The sequence below is a fragment of the Vibrio galatheae genome (assembly GCF_000967545.1).
GTDB classification, from domain to species: domain Bacteria; phylum Pseudomonadota; class Gammaproteobacteria; order Enterobacterales; family Vibrionaceae; genus Vibrio; species Vibrio galatheae.
On sequence record NZ_JXXV01000012.1, the window covers coordinates 20,355 to 41,801 of the forward strand.

General features: G+C 44.5%; 18 protein-coding genes and 1 pseudogene. 6 read left to right on the top strand and 13 right to left on the bottom strand.

Going from position 1 to position 21,447, the window contains the following annotated elements; translation table 11 throughout:
- Positions 1-12: 12 nt before the first annotated feature.
- Entirely contained in the window at positions 13-1,773 is a 1,761-nt protein-coding gene (locus TW81_RS05765) for a methyl-accepting chemotaxis protein (RefSeq protein ID WP_045954756.1), read from the bottom strand.
- A 143-nt stretch (positions 1,774-1,916) separates the two neighbouring features.
- Here TW81_RS05765 and TW81_RS05770 point away from each other — a divergent pair, with 143 nt between their 5' ends.
- Entirely contained in the window at positions 1,917-2,519 is a 603-nt protein-coding gene (locus tag TW81_RS05770; RefSeq protein ID WP_045954757.1) for a beta-phosphoglucomutase family hydrolase, read from the top strand.
- A 30-nt stretch (positions 2,520-2,549) separates the two neighbouring features.
- Here TW81_RS05770 and TW81_RS05775 read toward each other — a convergent pair whose 3' ends face one another.
- A complete protein-coding gene (locus TW81_RS05775) occupies positions 2,550-3,854 on the bottom strand; it encodes an inosine/guanosine kinase (protein WP_045954758.1) in 1,305 nt (434 codons plus the stop codon).
- A gap of 190 nt (positions 3,855-4,044) precedes the next feature.
- Entirely contained in the window at positions 4,045-4,512 is a 468-nt protein-coding gene (locus TW81_RS05780; protein WP_045954759.1) for a CreA family protein, read from the bottom strand.
- A 224-nt stretch (positions 4,513-4,736) separates the two neighbouring features.
- Between TW81_RS05780 and TW81_RS05785 the strand changes: the two genes are divergently transcribed.
- Complete coding sequence (locus TW81_RS05785; RefSeq protein WP_045954760.1) at positions 4,737-5,237, top strand: hypothetical protein; 501 nt, start codon at positions 4,737-4,739, stop codon at positions 5,235-5,237.
- Positions 5,238-5,376: 139 nt separating this feature from the next.
- Positions 5,377-6,024, top strand: coding sequence for an HAD-IA family hydrolase (locus TW81_RS05790; protein WP_045954761.1), 648 nt, complete (start codon positions 5,377-5,379; stop codon positions 6,022-6,024).
- Here the strand turns inward: TW81_RS05790 and TW81_RS05795 are convergent.
- The 3 genes from TW81_RS05795 to torT form a co-directional block, all read right to left on the bottom strand.
- Positions 6,021-6,218 (bottom strand): hypothetical protein, encoded by a 198-nt coding sequence (locus TW81_RS05795; protein WP_045954762.1) that lies wholly within the window; start codon positions 6,216-6,218, stop codon positions 6,021-6,023. The genes TW81_RS05790 and TW81_RS05795 overlap by 4 nt on opposite strands.
- Positions 6,219-6,455: 237 nt before the next feature.
- On the bottom strand, positions 6,456-6,911 hold the full coding sequence (locus tag TW81_RS05800; RefSeq protein ID WP_045954763.1) for a methylglyoxal synthase: 456 nt from the start codon (positions 6,909-6,911) through the stop codon (positions 6,456-6,458).
- 9 nt (positions 6,912-6,920) lie between these two features.
- Positions 6,921-7,937, bottom strand: coding sequence for a TMAO reductase system periplasmic protein TorT (torT, locus tag TW81_RS05805; RefSeq protein WP_045954764.1), 1,017 nt, complete (start codon positions 7,935-7,937; stop codon positions 6,921-6,923).
- A gap of 80 nt (positions 7,938-8,017) precedes the next feature.
- Between torT and torS the strand changes: the two genes are divergently transcribed.
- Both torS and TW81_RS05815 read left to right on the top strand, forming a co-directional pair.
- Positions 8,018-10,909: a TMAO reductase system sensor histidine kinase/response regulator TorS gene (torS, locus tag TW81_RS05810; RefSeq protein ID WP_045954765.1), complete on the top strand. Its 2,892-nt coding sequence runs from the start codon at positions 8,018-8,020 to the stop codon at positions 10,907-10,909.
- 7 nt (positions 10,910-10,916) lie between these two features.
- Complete coding sequence (locus tag TW81_RS05815) at positions 10,917-11,438, top strand: GNAT family N-acetyltransferase (protein ID WP_045954766.1); 522 nt, start codon at positions 10,917-10,919, stop codon at positions 11,436-11,438.
- Here TW81_RS05815 and TW81_RS19525 read toward each other — a convergent pair.
- Together TW81_RS19525 and TW81_RS05820 are read right to left on the bottom strand one after the other, a co-directional pair.
- A pseudogene (locus TW81_RS19525) lies at positions 11,429-11,571 on the bottom strand (lysoplasmalogenase family protein); the annotation flags it as partial. The gene TW81_RS05815 and the pseudogene TW81_RS19525 overlap by 10 nt on opposite strands.
- A gap of 50 nt (positions 11,572-11,621) precedes the next feature.
- Positions 11,622-12,770, bottom strand: coding sequence for an iron-containing alcohol dehydrogenase (locus TW81_RS05820; protein WP_045954767.1), 1,149 nt, complete (start codon positions 12,768-12,770; stop codon positions 11,622-11,624).
- A gap of 142 nt (positions 12,771-12,912) precedes the next feature.
- On the opposite strand from TW81_RS05820, the gene TW81_RS05825 reads away from it, so the two are divergent.
- On the top strand, positions 12,913-13,797 hold the full coding sequence (locus TW81_RS05825) for an AraC family transcriptional regulator (RefSeq protein ID WP_045954768.1): 885 nt from the start codon (positions 12,913-12,915) through the stop codon (positions 13,795-13,797).
- A gap of 208 nt (positions 13,798-14,005) precedes the next feature.
- Here TW81_RS05825 and glgC read toward each other — a convergent pair whose 3' ends face one another.
- From glgC to fruB, 5 genes are all read right to left on the bottom strand, one after another.
- Positions 14,006-15,220, bottom strand: coding sequence for a glucose-1-phosphate adenylyltransferase (gene glgC, locus TW81_RS05830; protein ID WP_045954769.1), 1,215 nt, complete (start codon positions 15,218-15,220; stop codon positions 14,006-14,008).
- 151 nt (positions 15,221-15,371) lie between these two features.
- Positions 15,372-17,273: a sensor domain-containing diguanylate cyclase gene (locus tag TW81_RS05835; RefSeq protein WP_045954770.1), complete on the bottom strand. Its 1,902-nt coding sequence runs from the start codon at positions 17,271-17,273 to the stop codon at positions 15,372-15,374.
- A 194-nt stretch (positions 17,274-17,467) separates the two neighbouring features.
- On the bottom strand, positions 17,468-19,204 hold the full coding sequence (gene fruA / locus TW81_RS05840) for a PTS fructose transporter subunit IIBC (RefSeq protein WP_045954771.1): 1,737 nt from the start codon (positions 19,202-19,204) through the stop codon (positions 17,468-17,470).
- Positions 19,205-19,223: 19 nt separating this feature from the next.
- Positions 19,224-20,198: a 1-phosphofructokinase gene (pfkB, locus tag TW81_RS05845; protein WP_045954772.1), complete on the bottom strand. Its 975-nt coding sequence runs from the start codon at positions 20,196-20,198 to the stop codon at positions 19,224-19,226.
- Positions 20,199-20,209: 11 nt separating this feature from the next.
- Positions 20,210-21,343, bottom strand: a complete 1,134-nt coding sequence (gene fruB / locus TW81_RS05850) for a fused PTS fructose transporter subunit IIA/HPr protein (protein WP_045954773.1) — start codon at positions 21,341-21,343, stop codon at positions 20,210-20,212.
- Positions 21,344-21,447 lie beyond the last annotated feature (104 nt).

Sequence of the window (21,447 nt, forward strand, 5' to 3'; positions counted from 1 at the left end):
GGCTAAAACTGACTAAGATGTTTTGAAAATAGCGACTGCATTGTCCATTTCGGTCGCCTGATTGGATACTCGGTCAACTTCGCTTAAGCATTGCTGCGCTGAGTGCATGTTGCCTTCTGAAATCGTATTCAACTCTGTGATTGATTCACTGACCTGATTCATCACGATCCCTTGCTCTTCAATTGCAGAGGCAATGCGCTCTGAATTGGCTTGAATATTGGTCATATCATCAATGATCTGGCTTAGGCTGCTATCTAATGTGCGTGACGCTTCCAAGGTTTGAGAACCCTGTTCGTTACATTGATCTATGTCAGTAACGACTTTAGACATTTGCGATTGGATCGCGGTGACAACTTTAGTGATCTCTTCTGTCGATTGGTGAGTGCGACTGGCTAGTGCTCGTACTTCATCGGCGACCACAGCAAATCCTCGTCCTTGCTCTCCAGCCCTTGCTGCCTCTATAGCGGCGTTGAGTGCGAGCAAATTTGTTTGTTCAGCGATCTCTTGAATAATATTGACCGCATCACCAATTTTATCGACATGGTTATTGAGGTCGTTTATCGACTCTTGACTACTTGCCAAAATAGTGGAGAGTTCATCGATGTTCTGTACGGTGGTTTCAACCACCTTACGTCCATTCTGAGCGTTGACAGAAGCTTGCTGAACGCCCTCTACGGCAACGGCGGTGCTCTCTGAAATTTCGCTGATTGTCAGAACCATTTCCTGTACCGACGTCGCCATCATACTGGTGTGGTCGGCTTGTGTGTGGAATTGTTCGATGACGCTTTGTAGCTCATTGTGCATGCTTGATGTACTTTGCGACAGCTCACCTGATTTAGTCTGTGTACCGGAAATCAGTTTTTCAAATTCATCCACTAACCGATTGAAGTAGTTGGCAATAACAGCAAGCTCGTCATTCTTAGTCAGTTTGGCACGTAAAGATACGTTATTGGTATGTGCAATTTCTTGAATTGCTGCGAGTAACGCGGCTACCTGAGTGTTGATGGTGCGAGAAATCTGGAAAATGAAACCGAAGATGATAAGCACGACAACAATGGTTACCGTGAGCTTAATGGTTTCGAGTCTATTCCTCGTTGCTTCTGATTCATCTGTTAGGGCGGCAGCAAAAGATTTGAACTGCTCCTCTACGTTATGAGAGAGGTTACGTGTTTCACCCAATAACCCTTCATTGTACTTAAGCCCTATACGCTGGCTGGCATCAATATAGGCTTGAGCCGCCGTTTTAACCGCCGATGCATTATTTGGTAGCAATGTGTCATCTAATTGGCCAGTGTGTACTAAATTGTTGAACTCGAATAGCTCAATGAGTTCATCGTTAGATAGACTGCTTTTTATCGCTACTAGCTCAGAGTTATAACGGCCTAATAAATTGTCTTCGTCATTCAGTCCGCGTTGTTCAAATGCACGAACTAATTCATTAAACCCTGTTTGATACTTAAGGATATCTTGCTTTAATTGCTGACTGGAGGGTAACGAGTGTGTCAATAATAGAGGAGCTAGCTCAGATTCAAGCGATAAAAATGTCTCCATGTTTTTATTGAATGTATCGAGGTACTTCATATCCTTTCGGAGTAGAAAGTCTTTTTCGTTACGCCGTAAGTTGAGGAGTCTTATCTCAAGTTTGGCAACCAATAAACTGGCTTGGCTGAGTTCAGAAGTAGTTTGGGCAAAATGAGTTGCAGTAAAAAGTATTGAAGCAACGCCTAAAATGGCTACGACACCCAATGAATATAGCTTATTCTTGATATTCATGAGATTACCTTTTTGTTAATTAACAAATTTCTAATTGTTTAATGTGATGGTAGTTCTAGTTGATAGATATATCAATTTATCGTCTTTTTCCGCTTCTATTAGCGGGTTGCAAGAACCTATTTTAATTTGGAAAAGTGAAGTAAATGTTTAAAAGTTTGAATAAATACCGTGCGCTCATATTTGACATGGATGGTACTATCATTGACACGATGCCTGCGCATTTAATGGCATGGAAAATGACCGCTGACCATTTTGATTTCCCATTTTGCGAGCAATGGCTACATAGTTTGGGAGGAATGCCGAGTTATAAGATCGCCGCAGAAGTGAATAAAAAGCATGATCTAGCGCTTGAGCCAATGGAAGTGTCGCGATTTAAGATGGCTGCGTTTGCTGAACTGGAAGAGCAGGGTGAACCGATTGATTGCACCGTTGAAATACTTAATCACTTTTTCGGAAAGAAAAAGTTAGCAGTAGGTACAGGTAGTCAGCGTGAAAGTGCGACTCGTTTACTGGAAAAAGCCAATCTACTAGACAAACTTGACGCGTTGGTAACCGCATCCGATGTTTCCAACCACAAACCGAATCCCGATACTTTTTTACGGGCGGCACAACAAGTCAACGTAAATCCCGAAGATTGTATTGTGTTTGAAGATACCCAATTAGGTCTGCAAGCTGCGCACGCGGCTAAAATGGATTGTATGATGGTTGAAGATGGGCAACTGGTCTTTTACCCTTACGCCAGATAAAAAAGAGCCGCTAACTTAGCGGCTCACTTGTTATCTATCCCAATATGCTTCTTCTAAGCTATCTTCACGCTCAGGAAGGGCTCGCGATAAGCGAGGCGAGTGCTGAGTCAATACTTCATAGCTGACACGGTTTGCGTATTTACAAATCTGAGATAAAGAAGAATAAGTCAGAAAAGGCTGATCGTGTTTTGAAGAGTTCGGCACGTTCATTTGATGGTGGCTGTTTGCGGCCATATCATGCAATAGAGCCGACAGGGCTGCGTCCCCAGCACCATTGGTGTTTTTAATTTCAAGCGGGCCACCTAAGTATGGACCAATATGAGAGTAGACTTTTACTGGCGCGTTACAGTCCGACTTACGCATTGCGCGGCTAAATTCATATTTGTTGAATTCAGGAATATTCCCCGGCAGTAGTGGAAGTTCTGTTTCGCGTTTGACGCTATCTTCCGTATAGCCTGCCATGTAAAGCCCGACAGGACCTGAGGTACATAGAACGACATCTACCCACTCTAATGCTTTGTCTGCGGCAAGAAGTGGGTCTCTTTCTCCGGTAAGTGCTTCGCCTTCTTCTTCGTTCATAGCAACAATGGCGATGTTTTCTTTGATGTAATTCTGCCACCACTCTGCGTTGCCTTCGATTACCCATTTTGTTCCCAAAGTAAGAACAACTGGGACATTTTTTGATTTTGCTATCTCGATTGCGCGCGCCACGGCTTGTGGCATAGGATCTTCAGGCTTTCCACGCATCAGATAAGAAGACACAACCAGTGCAGATGCCTTATCAAACACCTCTTCAGGAATGCTCTCAGGGCGAAGCTTGTTCATATGACCTTCGTTGATAGCAAACGTACGCTCGCCGTTCTCTGAGATCAGGGTGTAACAACGACCAATGGAACCTTCAACCATTTGCAAGTGGTTTAGGTTCATGCGCGACGAAGTACGGCATAGGTAACGGTAGGCAAAAGAACCGACTTCTATGTTGCGTGACATCACGCCAAGAAGAATTGACTTGCTGTCAGCGAGAACGGAGTAATTGTGTAGAGTGTTGCCAATTGTGTCACCCGGATACTGATGAGTGATCAAATCACGTTCCATCAGTTCCTTATATAGTGCATCAGCTTGGCTTTCTTCTAAAACTAATGAGTGACCTTTACTCAAGTTGTACTTGGCAAGGAAGTCGTCATCAACGCGCGCTTCAATATCGACAATCGTCTGACCAACACCAACGACAATTGGACGGTAGAGTTTTGGCGTTTGCTTCATTTGGTTAATGAGTGGATCACGAGCGTGAGTTGGAAAGTAATGCTTAGATTTGCGCTGTCCGGGAAACTTCATGATTAAGCTAGAGTTAGATATTTTCTGTAATGATATCACAGTATGTAAATAAAATTTTCATAAAAATTTCACCTTAGTGTGATATTGGTTGGATTGAGGTCGTTCTAATCAAGATTGGTAAACAGATCTAGCTGAAAGGTTAATTTGGGATTTGAAGGCAGCTTATTGCCAAGCTGCCTGGTTTATCTATTTATTGCGCCACAGGCTTTTCAACGTACGCTTTTGTTCCCCACAGAGGCACAGTGGAAAGACTATGTTTAAAGCTACCGTCAGTTTCTTTGGTAGTATAAGACAAATAGAGCAAGGTCTGATTCTCTGCATCGTAAATACGTCTAACTTTCATCGACTTGAAGAAGATACTTTTAGACTTTTTAAACACCACTTCACCCGATTTACTTTTATCAATCTTTGCGATCATCTCTGGTGTAATATCGCCTGTTTGGCGGCAAGAAATCGAGCTATCACTTGGATCCGCTAAGCTGAAATCTGCTTCGATAGACGCAATGTGGCAAGTGACACCAGTGATGATGTCATCTTTTAGGTTTTCAATTTTGATGTCCTTTAGGGTAAATACACCCAGTGACACGTCACCCACTTCGTTGTCAGAACAGCCAGTAATCAGTGCTGCTAGTAACGTAGCCGCTAGTCGTTTTTTCATTTTTTGAGCCCTTACTATAAATGGATTTGTGACGTCTCAGGTTGAGATTGAATGCTATTGTCACTGTCAGTAAAGCGAATATTAGCCTCTTCACAATAGATTGCTAGCATATCAGGTTTTTGAATAGTATATCGAATGTGGTTTTAAAAGACTTGAGACGCCAATGTGTTATCGAGTAAGCTGCTGCGTAATATTTACAAGTGAGTACAGGTCGGACCGACGTTATGACGATACCAAAGATTGCGAACATCAAAAACGAGTGGCTGTATCAGCAAGTCGATGTTGAATATCCGACCAAAGAAAGTATCGCCGGACTAGCGCTGTACAAAGATAAAATAGCCCATTGCCAATATGAACAGCTAAGCAAGGTTCCTCAACCTAGCGGTGTGTTCGGTGACGAAGATCTGTTTCTTGTCGATTTTCATCGATTAACAGTTATGTTTGCGCTGCTTCAATCGCGTCAGTGGCAACACCAATCGGATCGTGATCTTATCCTAGAGTTTCTATCACAAATCATCTATTCCGAACCCTGCAACCTCTACCTTGGCTTTAGAGCGGGCGAAGCCGTTGCCGCTGCTATCGTAACAAACAACGACGAAGAAATTTTGATTTCTGATGTTGTTGTGCGTGATGAGCAGTTTAGTCCACAAGATTTTATTTCAGATTTATGCCTTAAGCTGGCGATTGATGACAATAATTCATGCTGTGTATTTGTTGAGCGCTAGTCTGATTCGTTATAAAAAGTGACGCGCTTTAAACTTCTGCTTATAAATCTTTTCTAAACCAGTGAAATGTTAAGCTGGTCATTTCATCTACGATCAGGTGTCTTACTATTTATTTCAGTTAATGAATAGGGCAGTTGATATGAAGCAACCTCAGGCTCAATGTGTAATTTTTGATTGTGACGGAACATTAATTGATAGTGAAAGGCTTTGCTGTCAGGCACTGTGTGAAACCTTTCATCAGTTTGGTGCGAGCTTAAGCATGGAAGAGGCTATTCGCCATTTTGAAGGCGGTAAGCTAGCTGACATTTTGTCTGCGACAAAGCAAAGATTGGGCGTTGATATATCGATTGACCAGTTAGAGCCATTATACCGAGCGAGAGTTGATAGGTTATTTGAAGAAGGTTTACAGCCGATGGAAGGTGTATTCGATCTGTTGGCGTACCTTAACGATAGCAAGGTTGAGTACTGTGTAGCTTCAAACGGACCAAGAGATAAAATCGAACGCAGTTTGGAGTTAACGGGTTTGCTGCCGTATTTCGACGGTAAAATCTTCTCAGCGTTTGATACCAACAGCTGGAAACCTGAACCTGATCTTATCATGTATAGTGCCATGATTATGGGATTTAAACTCGAAGATTGCCTCTACGTTGATGACACGACAAAAGGGGTTGAAGCTGGTTTAAGAGCTGGCGTTCGCACCATCCAACTCTCTGGTTTAAACAACAAACATCACACTTTAGATTTAAAGATAATCAAACACCTAAAAGAGCTCGAAACATTCATTTAGTGTGAAATGTTGGCGTAAGCCGCCTTGAAGCCGATGGGGCGAAACAAGGTATGATTCGGTTTTAGTTGAGTGACGTTCTCAAAAAATGAACCGCATACTGCGCAAAGCATATTGTTGGTGTCTGACAACAAATACTCTTCGCTACCACAAAGCGGGCAGCACAGCACGTCGTTACGTTTCTCGTCTTTATTCATAGGGGAATCTCCCAGCAGCGATAATAGAAATATTTTTTATTAATTCTTTTTGGCCTAAAACAGGTTAGCTAGGCTGAGTTTGTCTGACAAATCTATTTTAGCTAAAGGGATCGTTGCATCGCTTAAGCGTTAAAATTATTCGTAAATATTGAGAAGCATTTCATATATTAGTCAGTTTTTCGTTCTGTGAAGGGAACAAAGCTCGCGTGGTGCGAGCTCTGTATGTGACCAAGGTGTTTAGGTTCGCTTAGCTAGATACGCTTCGTAATCAGGTATCTCAATCGAGACTTCTTGTTCGATAAGCTCTGATTGAATAATAAATTTCGCTGTCGCTCGGTTGGTGGCGACTGGGATGTTCCACACACTAGCAATACGCAATAGGGCTTTAACATCTGGGTCATGCGGTACGGCATTGAGTGGATCCCAGAAAAAAATCAACACATCGAGTTTCTTCTCGGAAATCAATGCGCCTATCTGCTGGTCACCGCCCATAGGGCCACTGATCATGCTCTTAACCGCTAGCCCGGTCTCTTTACTTAACATGGTACCAGTTGTACCGGTAGCGTAAAGAAAGTGACGTTGTAGCTTTTCTTTGTTTTCATTTACCCAGCGCAGTAGCTCGGGCTTACAGTTGTCGTGGGCGACAAGTGCGATATGTTTGTGTGCCGGCAGGGTACGCGTCGTTTTTTCCATTTAGACTTCCTAATTGTTTTCGCTATATACGTTAAATGTTGGTCGATACTCTGAAGGAGACAAAGATTGGGCTATCACCTCAGGGTTCAAATTTTGTGGAGTCAGAGACTCGATCGTCGGCGCTTGTTTTTTGTTGTAATCTTCTCCGCGCAAGTAGTGGGTGGCTTGCAAAATCGACATCCTACCTTGGAGTACCATTTTATCGGTAGGAGCGAACTCGACCTTATTTCTAAGTAACCCGCGGTACACACCGTGACTCAGATAAGTAGAGATGAGCTTAATCTCATTTGTCAGATTGGTGCTGCGAAGTTCACTAATCGCCGCTTCTATGGCCACCGCACTTCCCACTATATAATCTATATTTTTGTTATCAATCGCTATTTGAACTAAGTTGCGTTGCAGTTCTTTGTCATTGTCTGCCCAGTAGGTTTCGACAACATTAATATCGCTTGCGGCTATCGCTGAATAAAAGCCTTCTATAACAGGTTTCGTGCCACCACTTAATTGAGGACCTGGGAGTAACACAACATTGACCACCCCAGAACCAATAGGATGTTTGGTTTTGAGGTAATCACCGGCATAGAAACCCATCCAATACCAATTCACCCCAACTTGCCCTTTTAGTGCGGCTTGATTTGAGTTGTCGAGGGTGAGTTGGTTGACCGTTGCAAAAACCGGGATTGATGCGGCGACTGAGTTTAATGAGGAGTAGAAGAGCTCGGGTGAAACGCTGCCCAATATAATTGCGTCAGCTTGCCATTCAACGCACTGTGACATTTGTTCGCGCTGTTTTTCAAGATTAAGGTATCCACCTGACTCTAAAACACGGAGTTCGATGCCCTCTTTCTTGGCTTGGTCAACCATGCCGTAGTTAACCGAAAGCCAATAAGAATCCTTCAAATGAGGATAAATCGCGCAAATCATTGTCGGTTCAGTCGCAAAGCTAACAGAGGTCGGCACGGATATAGAAACAAGAAGAGCTGTCACGACCTTTAAAGATAATTTGATTGCAGAGATCAAAGACATACAGCATTTCATTGGTAATGGGCCTATAAACACTGCAAAATATAACTCATTCCTCAAGAGTTAAGAAGTGAAGAATCCCAATGTTATTGGCTAAAGCGAGTATTGGTCGCAAGTTACTGCTGGCATTTTTAGCGATGACACTGCTTGTCTTAATCTCTGCACTAATCGGTATGTTTGGCTTCACTTCAATCGAAAAAACTGAGCGTAAAGTTGTCAACTCCGCGATTCCAGCCATGATAGAGGCGCGACAGGTATCCGAGCTCAGCTCTCGTATCATCTCCTTAGTTCAAACCTTGTCTAATGCGAAAACTGAGGCAGAACGCCAGAAATCTGGTAAAGAGCTGTTTTCATTGCTCGAATCTATGATGAGACATATTACCCAGTTAGGTGAAGACGCATTTGATTCGTCGCTGCTGGATCGGTTGGAAAATGATGTTCAAGGTGTTATCGATACTTTAGCTAAGCTCGGAAGTACGGTTGAGCGGCGACTTGTTTTAAATGATGAGCTGCAATGGCAAACTGAAGAATTGCGTGCACTAGCGACAGAGCTCGAACAACTCACTCGTACTCAAGTCGCCAATACTTCAACGATTGCTGTCGCCAACGTGACACATATTTACGCGTTACTTGATAAAGACCAGCGGGAACAAGCCTATAAAGCACTCGATACATTGGTCGAAGTCGATCTGGATTTGGCTGAACGTTTGCACGAACTTCATTTGCTTGCGTTCAAATTGCTCAACCATATTGAAGAGACTCGTACCGTTTCAAACTTTGAACGTATTTTTACCATCCGCCATGAATTTAATCTCAATCTAAGTATCATGAACCGCCGCGTTAAGTCGGTGGAAGATCCAACGCGATCCAAACAGATGGCGACTTTACTTAAAAAATTGCAGCAACATGAGGGCGTTTTTGAACGATTAATCCAAGCTTACGATAACGAACGTGAAGCCCAGCGATTGATGCAAGTTACCTTAACCCAGTTTTCGACGCTCAATACCACAGTGAACAAATTGGTTGATGACTCTAACGCTACCACCGCAGATGCCGTATCAAAGTTGAAGGCCACGCTCGAGTATGCGCAACTAACACTGGCGGTGATAACGATGCTTAGCTTAATCATAGTGGTCTGGATCGTTTGGAAAGTGGTTTATATATCGGTATTAAAACGCTTAGACCAATATTCTTCAGCGCTGGTGGCCATTGCCAACGGACAATTAGACGTTGAGCTCACCATCAAAGGTAAAGATGAATTGGCACATATGGGCCAAGCGATCATCACTGCAAGAAACACGGCTAAAGCACTTAAAGTCGTCGCTGAAAGTGAAGCGGTTGCCAAGCGAGAGCTTGAAGCTCATAAAGAGCAACTCGAAGAGTTAGTCGATGAAAGAACTCAGCAACTGCAAGACGCGAATATGCGTTTAAACCAAGAGGTGGATAACCATACTCGGGCACGTGAAGAAGCCGAGCAGGCGAATAAAGCTAAATCAACCTTTCTTGCCACAATGAGCCATGAAATCAGAACGCCGATGAATGGTGTGTTAGGGACGGTACAACTGCTACAAGAGACAGATCTGAATCAAGTCCAAGCACAGTATGTTGACGTTATTAATCGCAGTGGAAATAACTTGTTAGCCATATTAAACGACGTTTTAGACTACTCAAAGATTGAGGCGGGTCACCTAGAAATCCGACCGATCAATTTCAATCTTCATGCAATGGTGGATGACGCCAAGCAGTTACTTCTGGGGCATGCAAAGCAAAAATCACTGCAATTAGAGTATTGCATTGAAAGTGACGTAAAAAGATATTGGTTTGGTGATGCCACTCGTATCAGTCAGGTGTTAAATAACCTAGTTGGCAACGCGATAAAATTTACCGAAAGGGGTAATGTTGATATCTATGTTGCAATCGACCCAGATACGGTCGGCAATGTGATGTTTGAGGTGACGGACACTGGCGTTGGAATCAGTGCTGAGGAGCAATTGACGTTATTCGAAGCATTCACTCAAGCATCTGGAGGTGTTGGCAACAAAGGCGGAACAGGGCTAGGTTTAGCGATTTGCAAGCGTCTAGTGGAAGCCATGGGGGGACGTCTCTACGTTGATTCCAACCTTGGCGAAGGGAGCTGCTTCTGGTTTTCTATTCCGCTTACTGAGGGCAAAGAATACGTTCAAGCACGAACGCCAACCAGCAGTAGTATCAAAGCCAAAGTTCTTCTCGTAGAAGACAATCCAGTCAACTGTTTAGTGGCTGAAGGCTTTCTTGCGAGTATGAATCATGTTGTCGACACTGCGATTAACGGTGCACAAGCATTGGCGCTGTTTAAGCAGTCGACTTATGATTTGGTCTTAATGGACATCAATCTTCCCGATGGGAACGGTGTTGATTTACTCGCGCAGTTTAAAGCATACCAAGCGCAGCTTTCACCCCAACTTTACACACCAATGATTGCGGTTTCGGCGCATGTTTACCGCGAGGAGGTTGAAGGTTACCTCGCGGCAGGTTTTGATGACTACTTGCCAAAGCCGCTTGATAAAGATCGGTTATGCCGTACGATTCAAAGTCATCTCGAAGGTCAGCCTTTGTTGCTTGATCAAGACGACTATCCGCAACCAGAGATCGACACAGAGCAGAGAGCCATTATCAATACTCGTGTTTTATTGGCCGATATGGATGTATTAGGCAAAGACAAAATGACACAAATTGTCGAGATGTTTCACATTGGGGCGAACGAAGTGTTAGATTTGCTTAAATCTGCGCAGCGAGATCAAGATGCTCACGCCATCGTTCAGCTAATACATAAATTAAAAGGATCTGCAGGTAGCTTGGGGCTCGAAGCACTATATGACTTGAGCTTAGAGATTGAAATGTCATCACAGCCGTTAGCACTTTACTCACAAAATAGGCAACGTTTGGCTTTGCTGGTTGAAAAGTCGAAGCAATCGTTAGATGAATTAATTAGATAGAGAGCATATGAACTGCATTGAATCAGAACAACTTGTAATGACTCAAATTACAGATAAAGACTGGGCCCTATTTGAACGGTTAAACCAAGATGAAGACGTTATTCGTTACGCCTTTGATAAACCGTCAACCGAGCAAATCCGCCAGCGTTTTGAATCTAGATTACCTGAATGGAAGTGGCCTGATAGTCATTGGTTGTGCCTAGTGATAAGTGAAAAGCAGACGGGTACCCCAATTGGGGTGACTGGGCTTTGTGTTTCAGAGCAAAACATAAACGAAATCGAAGTGGGTTATCTGCTACTACCAGAGTTTCATGGCAAGGGCTATGGCACAGAATCGCTGATAGCGTTAATGGATCATGCAAAAGCAGAATTTCCGATTAAAACGGTCAATGCGATCGTGACTGACGGCAATATTGCTTCGTGTAAAGTGCTAGAGAAAGCGGGGTTTAAACTTGCTGAGCGTGAAAAAGATGCCTACCAAATAGGCGGCCAACGTTATGATGATTTAATCTACCGTTTTCAGGTATAAAATCCGCTGGCGACGACAGAGAGTGTGAGTAGTGATTGCGCAGTGTAGTAGGTGATCATAATGACATGCCGAGAAACGCTGAGTGGCTGCGGAATCTGTCGACAGCAAGAACAACATCCGAGACAATAAATACAAACAAAAAAGCAGCGAATGCTGCTTTTAAGATTAATAACTTAGCTAAATTTACGCAATAGCGAGACTCAGTATTCGGCGACTCTGCTCTAGATCGATTGCCTGATTTTCACCAAGGGCGGTCATACCGTGTTGAGATAATTGCTCAATGACAGCTTCGACGGCGTCTTCCTTGCCGTTTTCGTATTCACTAAACTGAGTTGTGACGCCAAGTGACTGATAAAATGCTTCGATTGCTGCAATCGCCTGTTCGGCAAGATCATCCGATTGAGCAAGGCCAAATACATTTTTACCCATTTGCTCTAACTTAGCTCTTTTGGCATCGATTTGATTGCGCAACAAAGAAGGCTGTACGATGGCTAAAGAGCGCGCATGATCAACCCCCCAAAGCGCGGTAAATTCATGGCCGATCATATGAGTTGCCCAATCATGTGGCACACCAGAGCCAATTAGGCCATTCAGTGCCTGATTCGCTGACCACATCAGATTCGCGCGCCATGCATCGTTGTCGCGCTCGTCAAATTGCTCACCGAGTGTTTTCAGGTTTCTGAGTAGTGCTTCTGCGTAACCATCTTGCACCATAGCATCATGACGTCGAGTGATGTATTGCTCACACACGTGAACCCAAGCATCAACAATTCCGTTGATCAGTTGCTTCTCAGGCAGCGTTTTCATTACATCTGGATCCATAACCGCGAATTTAGGCTGTACATGCGGTGTCATGAATGACAGTTTGTCTTGAGTCTCTGCCTTGGTGACAACTGCACCCATATTTGACTCTGAGCCCGTTGCTGGGAGCGTCAATATAGCACCAAGGGGCACGGCAGAAGTCACGCGATGTTGACCCAGCATAATGTCCCAACCGTCGCCGTCATATTTAGCTGCCGCAGCCACGTATTTTGAACCGTCAATAACAGATCCGCCGCCGACGGCAAGAATAAAGTCGATAGATTGCTCTTTCACGATAGCGACAGCGCGATCAAGTGTCTCTTTAGTTGGGTTTGGCTCAACACCGGAAAACTCACACCATGTGTGGTCTTTTAGCGCATTTACGACTTGGTCATAAACACCATTGTTTTTAATCGAGCCACCACCATAAATGACTAAGACTTTCTGCTCTACAGGAATATTGGATTGAATGCTTTGGATTTGGCCCTGACCGAAGTTGATTTGAGTCGGATTGACATAAGTAAAATGCATGGTATTTGCCTCTTGCTGCCATTTTAGTTTAATGGGTTGTGCTGTTAAGATGCATATTAGTCTTGACTTTGGATCATTAAAAGGTCAATTTCTCCATTGATTTTGCCTATTTCTCTAAATTTAAACTATCAATGGAAAAAATATGTCACTGGCTACTTTAATGAAGCAATACGTAGATCAAAAAGGACTCGATCAACTAGAAGGCATGGCTAAGACGGAAATTGATGGCTTGTACTTCTATCGAAGTAGCACAGGAAACGCGCGCAAACCTTTTGTTTATCAATCTGGGTTGATCGTGCTTGGTCAGGGTAGGAAGAACATTTATCTAGGTAATCAACCCGTTCAGTATGGGCCAGAAGAATACCTCGTTGTTGGAGTACCGATGCCGCTAGAGTGCGAAGCGATAGCGGTTGACGGTGAACCTTTATTGGGATTGACGATCGATATTGATCCTCAAGTGTTGCATCGCCTAGTCAATAAACTTGATAGCCTCAATTGCTACAAGCCTTGTCGAGATTGTAATACTCGATCCGGACTCAAGTCTGTCAGTATGGATAGAGATATGCTCGACGTTTGTGAGCGACTAATGAAAGCGTTGTGCCATCCGGTTGAACATGCGGTCATTGGTGAGAGTTTGATGGAAGAGCTGGCTTATCGTGCGTTGATGAGCAAAGAAGGCAACGTTCTGTTTGATCTTGCCCGTCACGAAGGCCATTACGCAAGAGTCGCGAAAGCGCTTGATTATCTGCACAAAAACTATACACGTAACGTTACGGTGCAAGATCTTGCTGAGCATGCCAACATGAGTGTCTCTGCGTTCCATCAAGCATTTAGAAATGTCACATTAGCCTCACCAATCCAATACATTAAAAAAGTACGCCTAGATAAGGCGCGCGAACTTATTCAGCTAGAAGGGGTAAGAGTAGGGGACGCGGCTCGCTTGGTGGGTTACAACAGCGCATCGCAGTTTTCGCGTGAATTCAAACGTCATTTCAACGAAACCCCGAAAGCGAAATTGACCAGTTAAAAATGGGGAAGCAAGGTTTGTTCGTTTTACCGTGTTTTTTTGGTGTTAGTTGATCAATACTAACCATTAACGAGAGTTGTTCTCGTTTCCCCTTTAGGAGATCTAGTCAATCTTCTGCAACAAACCCCTTAATCTCACGAGCAAGGGGTTTAATTTATTCGACTAACTACTAACGCACATTATCTAGACGGCTAAGTGAGGAGAGGGGCTAGAATTTGTAGCTTTCTGGTACAACAACAATACCCTTGTCCGAGATCTTAAATCGTTTCGCATCTTCAATCGGATTTAAACCAATCGACGTGTTGGCTGGTATTCTTACGTGTTTGTCGATGATGCAGTTAACCAGTTTGCACCCTTCACCAACTTCTACATCATCGAACAAAATACTGTCAACGACCATCGCACAGTCGTTAATGCGCACATTAGATGAGATCACTGAGTGTTGCACTGAACCACCAGAGTTAATCACGCCGTTGGCAATGATTGAGTTGATGAAAATGCCTTCGTTGCCAGTGGCTGACGATACTGTTCTCGCGGGTGGTAGTTGAGGCTCATAAGTACGGATACCCCAGTTCGCTTGGTACAGATTCATCGGTGGAATCGGCTCTAAAAGATCCATGTTGGCCTGGTAAAAAGAGTCAATGGTACCGACATCTCTCCAATAACAATCCCGCGCAACACGGCCACGATCAGAGCAGAAGTTGTAAGCATAAACGCCTTTTTCTTCGATTAGGCTGGGAATAATATCTTTACCGAAGTCGTGTGAGGAATCTGATTTCTCGGCATCGGCTGTTAGCACACGTTGCAGCGTTTCCATTTCGAAGATATAAATACCCATCGACACAAGGCTGCGCTCAGGATCACTCGGCATTGCTTCAGGTTCACTCGGTTTTTCGTTAAATCGTTTTACAGCGCTGTTTTCGTCGATAGATAAAACCCCAAACGCGGATGCCTCTTTTTGCGCAATGTCCATCGACGCTATGGTGAGTTTGGCTCCTTTCGCAATGTGATCTTTTAACATCTCTGCGTAATCCATACGATAGATGTGATCGCCAGACAAAACGATGACGTGCTTGGCATCGCTTCGATTGAGCAGCCATAGGTTGTGATAGATTGCGTCGGCAGTTCCCTCATACCATTTTCCTTTACCGCGCATTTGAGGAGGGACAACTGAGATAAACTCACCGAGTTCTGGGTTAAACAGCGACCATCCGTCACGCAAGTGCTTTTGCAATGAATGGGACTTGTACTGAGTAAGGACCAGAATTCTTCTCAAACCCGAGTGCAAACAATTAGTGAGCGTGAAGTCGATAATTCGGTATTTGCCTCCGAACGGAACTGCGGGTTTAGCTCGGTCATCCGTGAGAGGGCTAAGACGAGAGCCCATGCCACCCGCTAAGATGACGGTAAGTGTATCCTGCATTTTCTATCTCCATATAGCGCAACAAGGAACATATCAAGATTAGTTCAAGATCTGCGCCAACCAGAAGAAGGCCGTTTAATGGGGGCTGTTACAGTTCGCTACAAAGAAAATGTGTGAACTTGGTGCATTAGTAAACCCTTATGCACCAAAACTAGGCAATGGTCTGTGTTTCGTTAACTGAAAGAACAGATACTTGGTTGCGACCTAAAGATTTTGATTCATACAGTGCAATGTCTGCACGTTTATAGGTAGCTTGTGGCTTGTTGGATATCTCTGTCACTCCCGCGCTGACAGTAATGTCCAGTTTGCTTTGCTGATTGATCGCGACGCGAACTCGATTCAATACTCGATCCGCTTCTGGCAAGGGGGTATTAGGCATAATGATCGCGAACTCTTCGCCGCCGATTCGAGCGACGATATCCGTTTCCCTTAGCTGTGCAACCAGACATTCGGCGACCTGCTTGATGGCCTCATCGCCTTGGTCATGGCCGTAGGTATCGTTGATTCGTTTAAAATGATCAATGTCGATTAAGGCTAATGCCGCACTTTCACTATCGCTGTATCGTTTTGCGAGCATCGCTTGAGTTTGCATTTCTGTGTCAAATTTTCTCCGATTCCAAAGCGAGGTCATTGGATCTTTTTCACTCAGTTCTCTTAATCGGTTTTCTAATTCAATTCGCTGCGAAATATCGACAAAGGAAGCGACGTAAAATTGAATCACACCAAATCTATCTCTAACGGTTTGGATACGTAAAATTTCGGTGATCAATGACCCATCACGGCGTTTATTGACCACTTCACCTTCCCATAATCCCTGTTCCTCAAGTACCTTCCACATATTCATATAGAACTCTTGCTGATGCTTACCTGAAGCAAAGAGAGAAGGTGGCTGCCCCTTAACATCTTCGAGCGTGTAGCCACTAATGCGAGTGAATTCGCTGTTGACTTGGATGATTCGGTTGTTGCGATCCGTAATGACAACGGCAGACATACCATTCATTGCGGCTCTGGCAATTTTACTGTCTAGGCTGTTTTTTTCATGGTTGTGATTCCATGTAACAAACGTTGTTGTCAGCAACAAAATAATAATCACGATGAAGGAAGCTTGTTGGTATAGATCATAACTTGCATCGTTGGTAAAGGTTGCCGCTTGTTCTAATGGCGTTCTGACAAAGAATATCAACTCCTTTACATGTTCTACATCATGCAGTTCTGCGGTAGTAAACGATATCCAAACGTCTTGCTCTCTGACCGTACCAAATTTGTTTAACTGCAGCTCACTCCATAGTTTAGGGTATTGCAGGGCGATATTTGCATCTCGATGAGCTTCAATCCTGTTGCCCAAAATTTTATCGCCACCGTTCAACATCAGGTAATAGCCATCGTCAGTCGTGACACTGGGTAAGTTGGAAGGATCGCGCTTATAGGCTAAACCATGATAGATACGATTGAGATCAAGATTAGCGATAAAATAACCTTTACGCTCACCATTAAGGGTAATCGGGTATATCACTCGATAGGCTGGTTTGTAAGGCTGCACCACGCTACCTTGTTCACGCTCTAGATCGATACCAAAATTACCCGTGTCATAGTCCCCTAATGTTTTGGCAAAGGAGAAGTAATCTCGATCGCCTTTATATTGCAGTCGTTCTTGATCGACAACTTCAATAAACTGCTCACCACTGTTGATGCGTACGATTTCCATCCCTGTTGCATCGAGAAATCTTAACTGAGAATAGTAACCTTGGGTTCGAGCAATCAGTAGCCAAAACTCTTTCAGCGCATCGAGGTTCTCATCTGTTGGGCGCAAAATGGCTTGGCTGAGCATGCCATTATTTGAAAGATAACGCAGTGATGCACCGATCTTGAGCAGAGAAGTTTGCAATTCAACTTTGGAGTATTCGAGCTTATTGCGGTTCAATTGCTCGACGTACTCAAGTGTTTTTTGTTCGATATGAGTAAATTGGGTATAGAAATAGAGAAAGGGGACGAACGCCAGCGCACAGAACACAGTAGCAAATTGAATGATAATTTTGGGACGACGTTTGTGCATTGAAGTGTTCTAGTTATTAAGCGAGTCAATAGAAGGCGTAGATTACCCACTTTTTGTTGTGGTTACTGTGAGCATGATTGAATATTGTTTGGATAAACGTCACGTTTATTGGATCTTGACGCGGGCAGAGATAAAAAAAGCACCTCATTACGAGGTGCTTGTGCCATCAATTGGGGGCGTTGGCAACAATATTGTTATGCCGCAGCTGTGGTTTGCTTTTGTTCAGCTTTGCTTTTGAGTAAAGCGTAGGTAAAACCAGTTAATGCTGTACCCGCGGCGATAGCAACCAAATACATGAGAACAGGCGTAATTGCATTTGGAATCAGTAGTACGAACAAGCCACCATGTGGTGCCATGAGTTTAGCGCCAAACAACATAGATAGGGCACCTGTTAGCGCACCACCAGCCATACATGCTGGAATAACACGCATTGGGTCTTTTGCAGCAAATGGAATCGCGCCTTCGGAGATAAAGCACAGACCTAGAACAAAAGAGGCTTTGCCAGCTTCACGTTCACTTTGTTCGAACTTGTTTTTGGCGATGAACGTTGCGACACCCATGCCTAGTGCTGGGACCATACCCGCAGCCATAATCGCCGCCATAGGTGCATACTGTTGTGAGGCCAATAGACCGACACCAAATGCGTAAGCTGCTTTGTTTACTGGACCACCCAAATCAAAGCACATCATTGCACCTAATATAATACCAAGCAGAACGGCGCTGTCGGAGCCCATACTGTTCAAGAAATCGGTAAGACCATTCATGATTCCAGCAACGGGGCCACCGACGATGTAGATCATCACCAGACCGGTAAATAGGGTGGCGACAAAAGGAATGATCAATATAGGCTTTAGCGCCTCCATTGATTGAGGCAAGGATACTTTTTCTGCCAAGAACTTAGCGGCGTAACCGGCAATAAAACCTGCAGCGATACCACCAAGGAATCCAGCGCCAGTGGAACTGGCCAGCATGCCACCAACTAACCCTGGGGCTAAGCCAGGGCGGTCAGCGATTGAAAAAGCAATGAAACCAGCCAGAACAGGTATCATTAGTGCAAATGCTGAACCACCACCTACGGTCATTAGCGCTGCCGCAAGCGTGCCCTCTTCTTTAAATGCCTCGATGCCAAATACGAATGATAGGGCGATGATCAAACCACCGGCGACAACCACAGGAAGCATGTGAGATACCCCTGTCATTAGGTGTTTGTATGCACTTTTCTTTTCCTCTGTCGTAGACGAGCTTGCTGATGAACCAGAGTGTTGGTAAACCGTCGCCTGTGCAAAAGCGTTGTCCATCTCCTGTGCTGTTTTCTTCAGCGCAGGGCCAGTTTTAGTGCGGTACATCTTCTTGCCATTGAAACGCTCAAGTGGCACTTCAATGTCAGCGGCAATGATAACTAGATCAGCGTCGGCAATTTCTTGCTCGGTCAGTTGATTCTTTGCGCCAACAGAGCCGCGCGTTTCTACCTTGATTTGGTGACCACGGCGTTTGCCTTCGTCTTCCAGCGCTTCAGCAGCCATAAAAGTGTGTGCCACACCCGTTGGGCAAGCTGTTATAGCAACTATCTTCTTAGATGAAGTGTCACTCGATGCTGCTGTCGATAGTGTCGTTGTCTGTGCAAGAGTTGTTGCATTTTCAACCGCAGTTTGTAAGAAAACCGTGGCGTCTGCTGTTACCGAACCTATTTCGGCTTGGTACACTTTTTTACCAACAAAGCGAGAGGTATCAACGGCTGTATTGGCGGCGATCACGATAACGTCTGCTTGCTCAATATCCGCCTGCGTTAGCTGGACTGGTTGAATTACATGAGATTGGCACTCGATCTTGGCATTCCACTCTAATTTTGCAGCAGCTTGTTCTAACAGGCCCGCGGCGATGATGCTATTTGCTACACCACTTGGACATGCGGTAATAATGGCGATATTCATACTTATAACCTTCTGTTCCTTAGTTGTTATCTAAGTTAGTAATAGGGTTTAGCTCGCTAACTTTGGTATCGAGCATTATATTCTCCAGTTCTTGATGACTGGTTAGGCCCACACCAACTTGGCTGACTGCAAGTGCAGAAAGCGAAGTGGCGAAGCGCAATAATTCGTGTTTTGGCATCAATTGCATATGACCCCAACAGAGTCCGGCAACCAGTGTATCGCCAGCGCCAACCGTACTAATGACATTGATGCGTGGCGGCTGAGAGCGTAACCATTGCCCTTGGTTGAGCCACATGACGCCATCGGCACCCATAGATACCACTATGTTCTCTATCCCCTTATCGCTCAGTGTTTGCGCAGCGATTTGGCATTGCTCAGCGGTTTCTAGGTGTTGACCGACAAACTCACTTAGCTCTTCGTCGTTTGGTTTGATGAGCCAAGGATGAGCCTCTACACCCGCATTTAGTGCCTGTTTACTGCTATCAAACAGAACTTTTTTTCCGAGCTGATGCAGTTTCTCAATCCATATCGCACACTGATCGGCAGTCACACCACGTGGTAAACTACCTGCAATAACGAAGTAATCGTGAGTTTGGGCAAGGCGGAATAGTGTGGCTTCAAAGCGTGCAATTTCTTCCTGTGTAACTTCAACACCCGGAAAGTTAATGTCACTCACTCGGCCATCTTGTTCGACCAATTTAACGTTGATACGGGTTGCACCTTCGACTTCAATAAATTGGTTATTGACGTGAATCTCCGCGAACAGCTGGTGGAAGAGCTCGGGGTTATCTTTGCCTAAAAAGCCCGTTACTGTGACGTCGGCACCAATATCACTTAGCACTTTAGCCACGTTGACACCTTTCCCGGCAGCGTGAAGATTGCTTTGGTGAACTAGGCTTACCGCACCAGCATTCAGTGACGCTAATGATCCTGTAAGATCAAGGGCTGGATTAAGCGTGACGGTGACGACTTTATTTGTCTTTGCTAGAGTCATAGCGTCTCTCCTCAACCTTCACCTAATCCAGAGGCAATAGCTTTGCCAATAGATTCAAGCGCTGTTGCTGCATCTGGCCCCTCGGCAGAAAATTGCAATTGATGACCATGCTTAACCCCTAGTGCAATCACTTTCATCAGGCTTTTGGCGTTAACCGCTTTGCCGTCACCATCTAAATTTGAAACACGGATAGTCGACTCAAATTTCTTCGCCTCCGCAACCAACATTGCACCAGGACGAGCGTGTAGGCCGTGCGCATTTTTTATCTTAAAAATGGCGGTGTTTTCAGCGTCGCCAGCTTCACTGACAACCTCTTCGCCTTTGAATAGGGCGAGGATTTGTGCTGTGGATGCGTCTAACAGCTTGTTATGCTTATCGTTAAATACAAGTTTCGAAATTGTCGTTAAGATTGATTGGTGCGCATTGTTACAGGCCGCAAATGCGATAAGTGCGCGTAATTTTTCGCCATCAAACTCACAGTCGTTAGCGGTTGAAACGAACGATAGACCCGTACGAGTCACTTGTTTATCGCTCCCAACTAGCCACAAACCACGCCCTAAATGGGTTGGTTGTTTGGTTACTAGATCCGCGACGAACTCACTTCCGGCACAACCTGTATTTTTTAATAAGCCTCCCGCTACCGCGCTCATTTGCACCATGTCACTTGCTGGAAATTGAAGTTGGATAAGTGAAGCATCAAACTCAGCTTCTAGCTGCACATCGCCGTTGAGTAGGGCGATGATGTCTTGTTCACTCTTTGCTTGACGTAAACGCTCTTCAACGCCGTCAGCAGCCAAAACCTTAGTCAACTGTTTTAGAATACCCAAGTGTTCATCGGATTTAGCGGCGATCCCAATGGCAACGAAGACGGTATTGCCATCTCCCCAGTCGACGCCTTGAGGGAAGTGGTGTACAGCAACACCAGTGGTTTTGACCATCGAGCGAGTATCCGTCGTACCATGTGGAATGGCGATACCATTGCCAAGATACGTAGAGTTTTGAATTTCTCTGTTGAGCATGCCATCGACATAGCCTTGCTCAACTAACCCTTTGTTTGTAAGGCTCAAAGCGATGCTTTTTATCGCTTCTAATTTATTCAGTGCCGATTGTGACAGAGTAATGTCGCTTTGCGCTAACTTAAGCATGGTGCTTCTCCAGCTCTAAGGTTTTAATAATTTACAGAGCAACATCGTGCTCATGATCCTTTTTGCCTAATGCTACTGAATCGATTCAGCAAAAAGATAAAAAA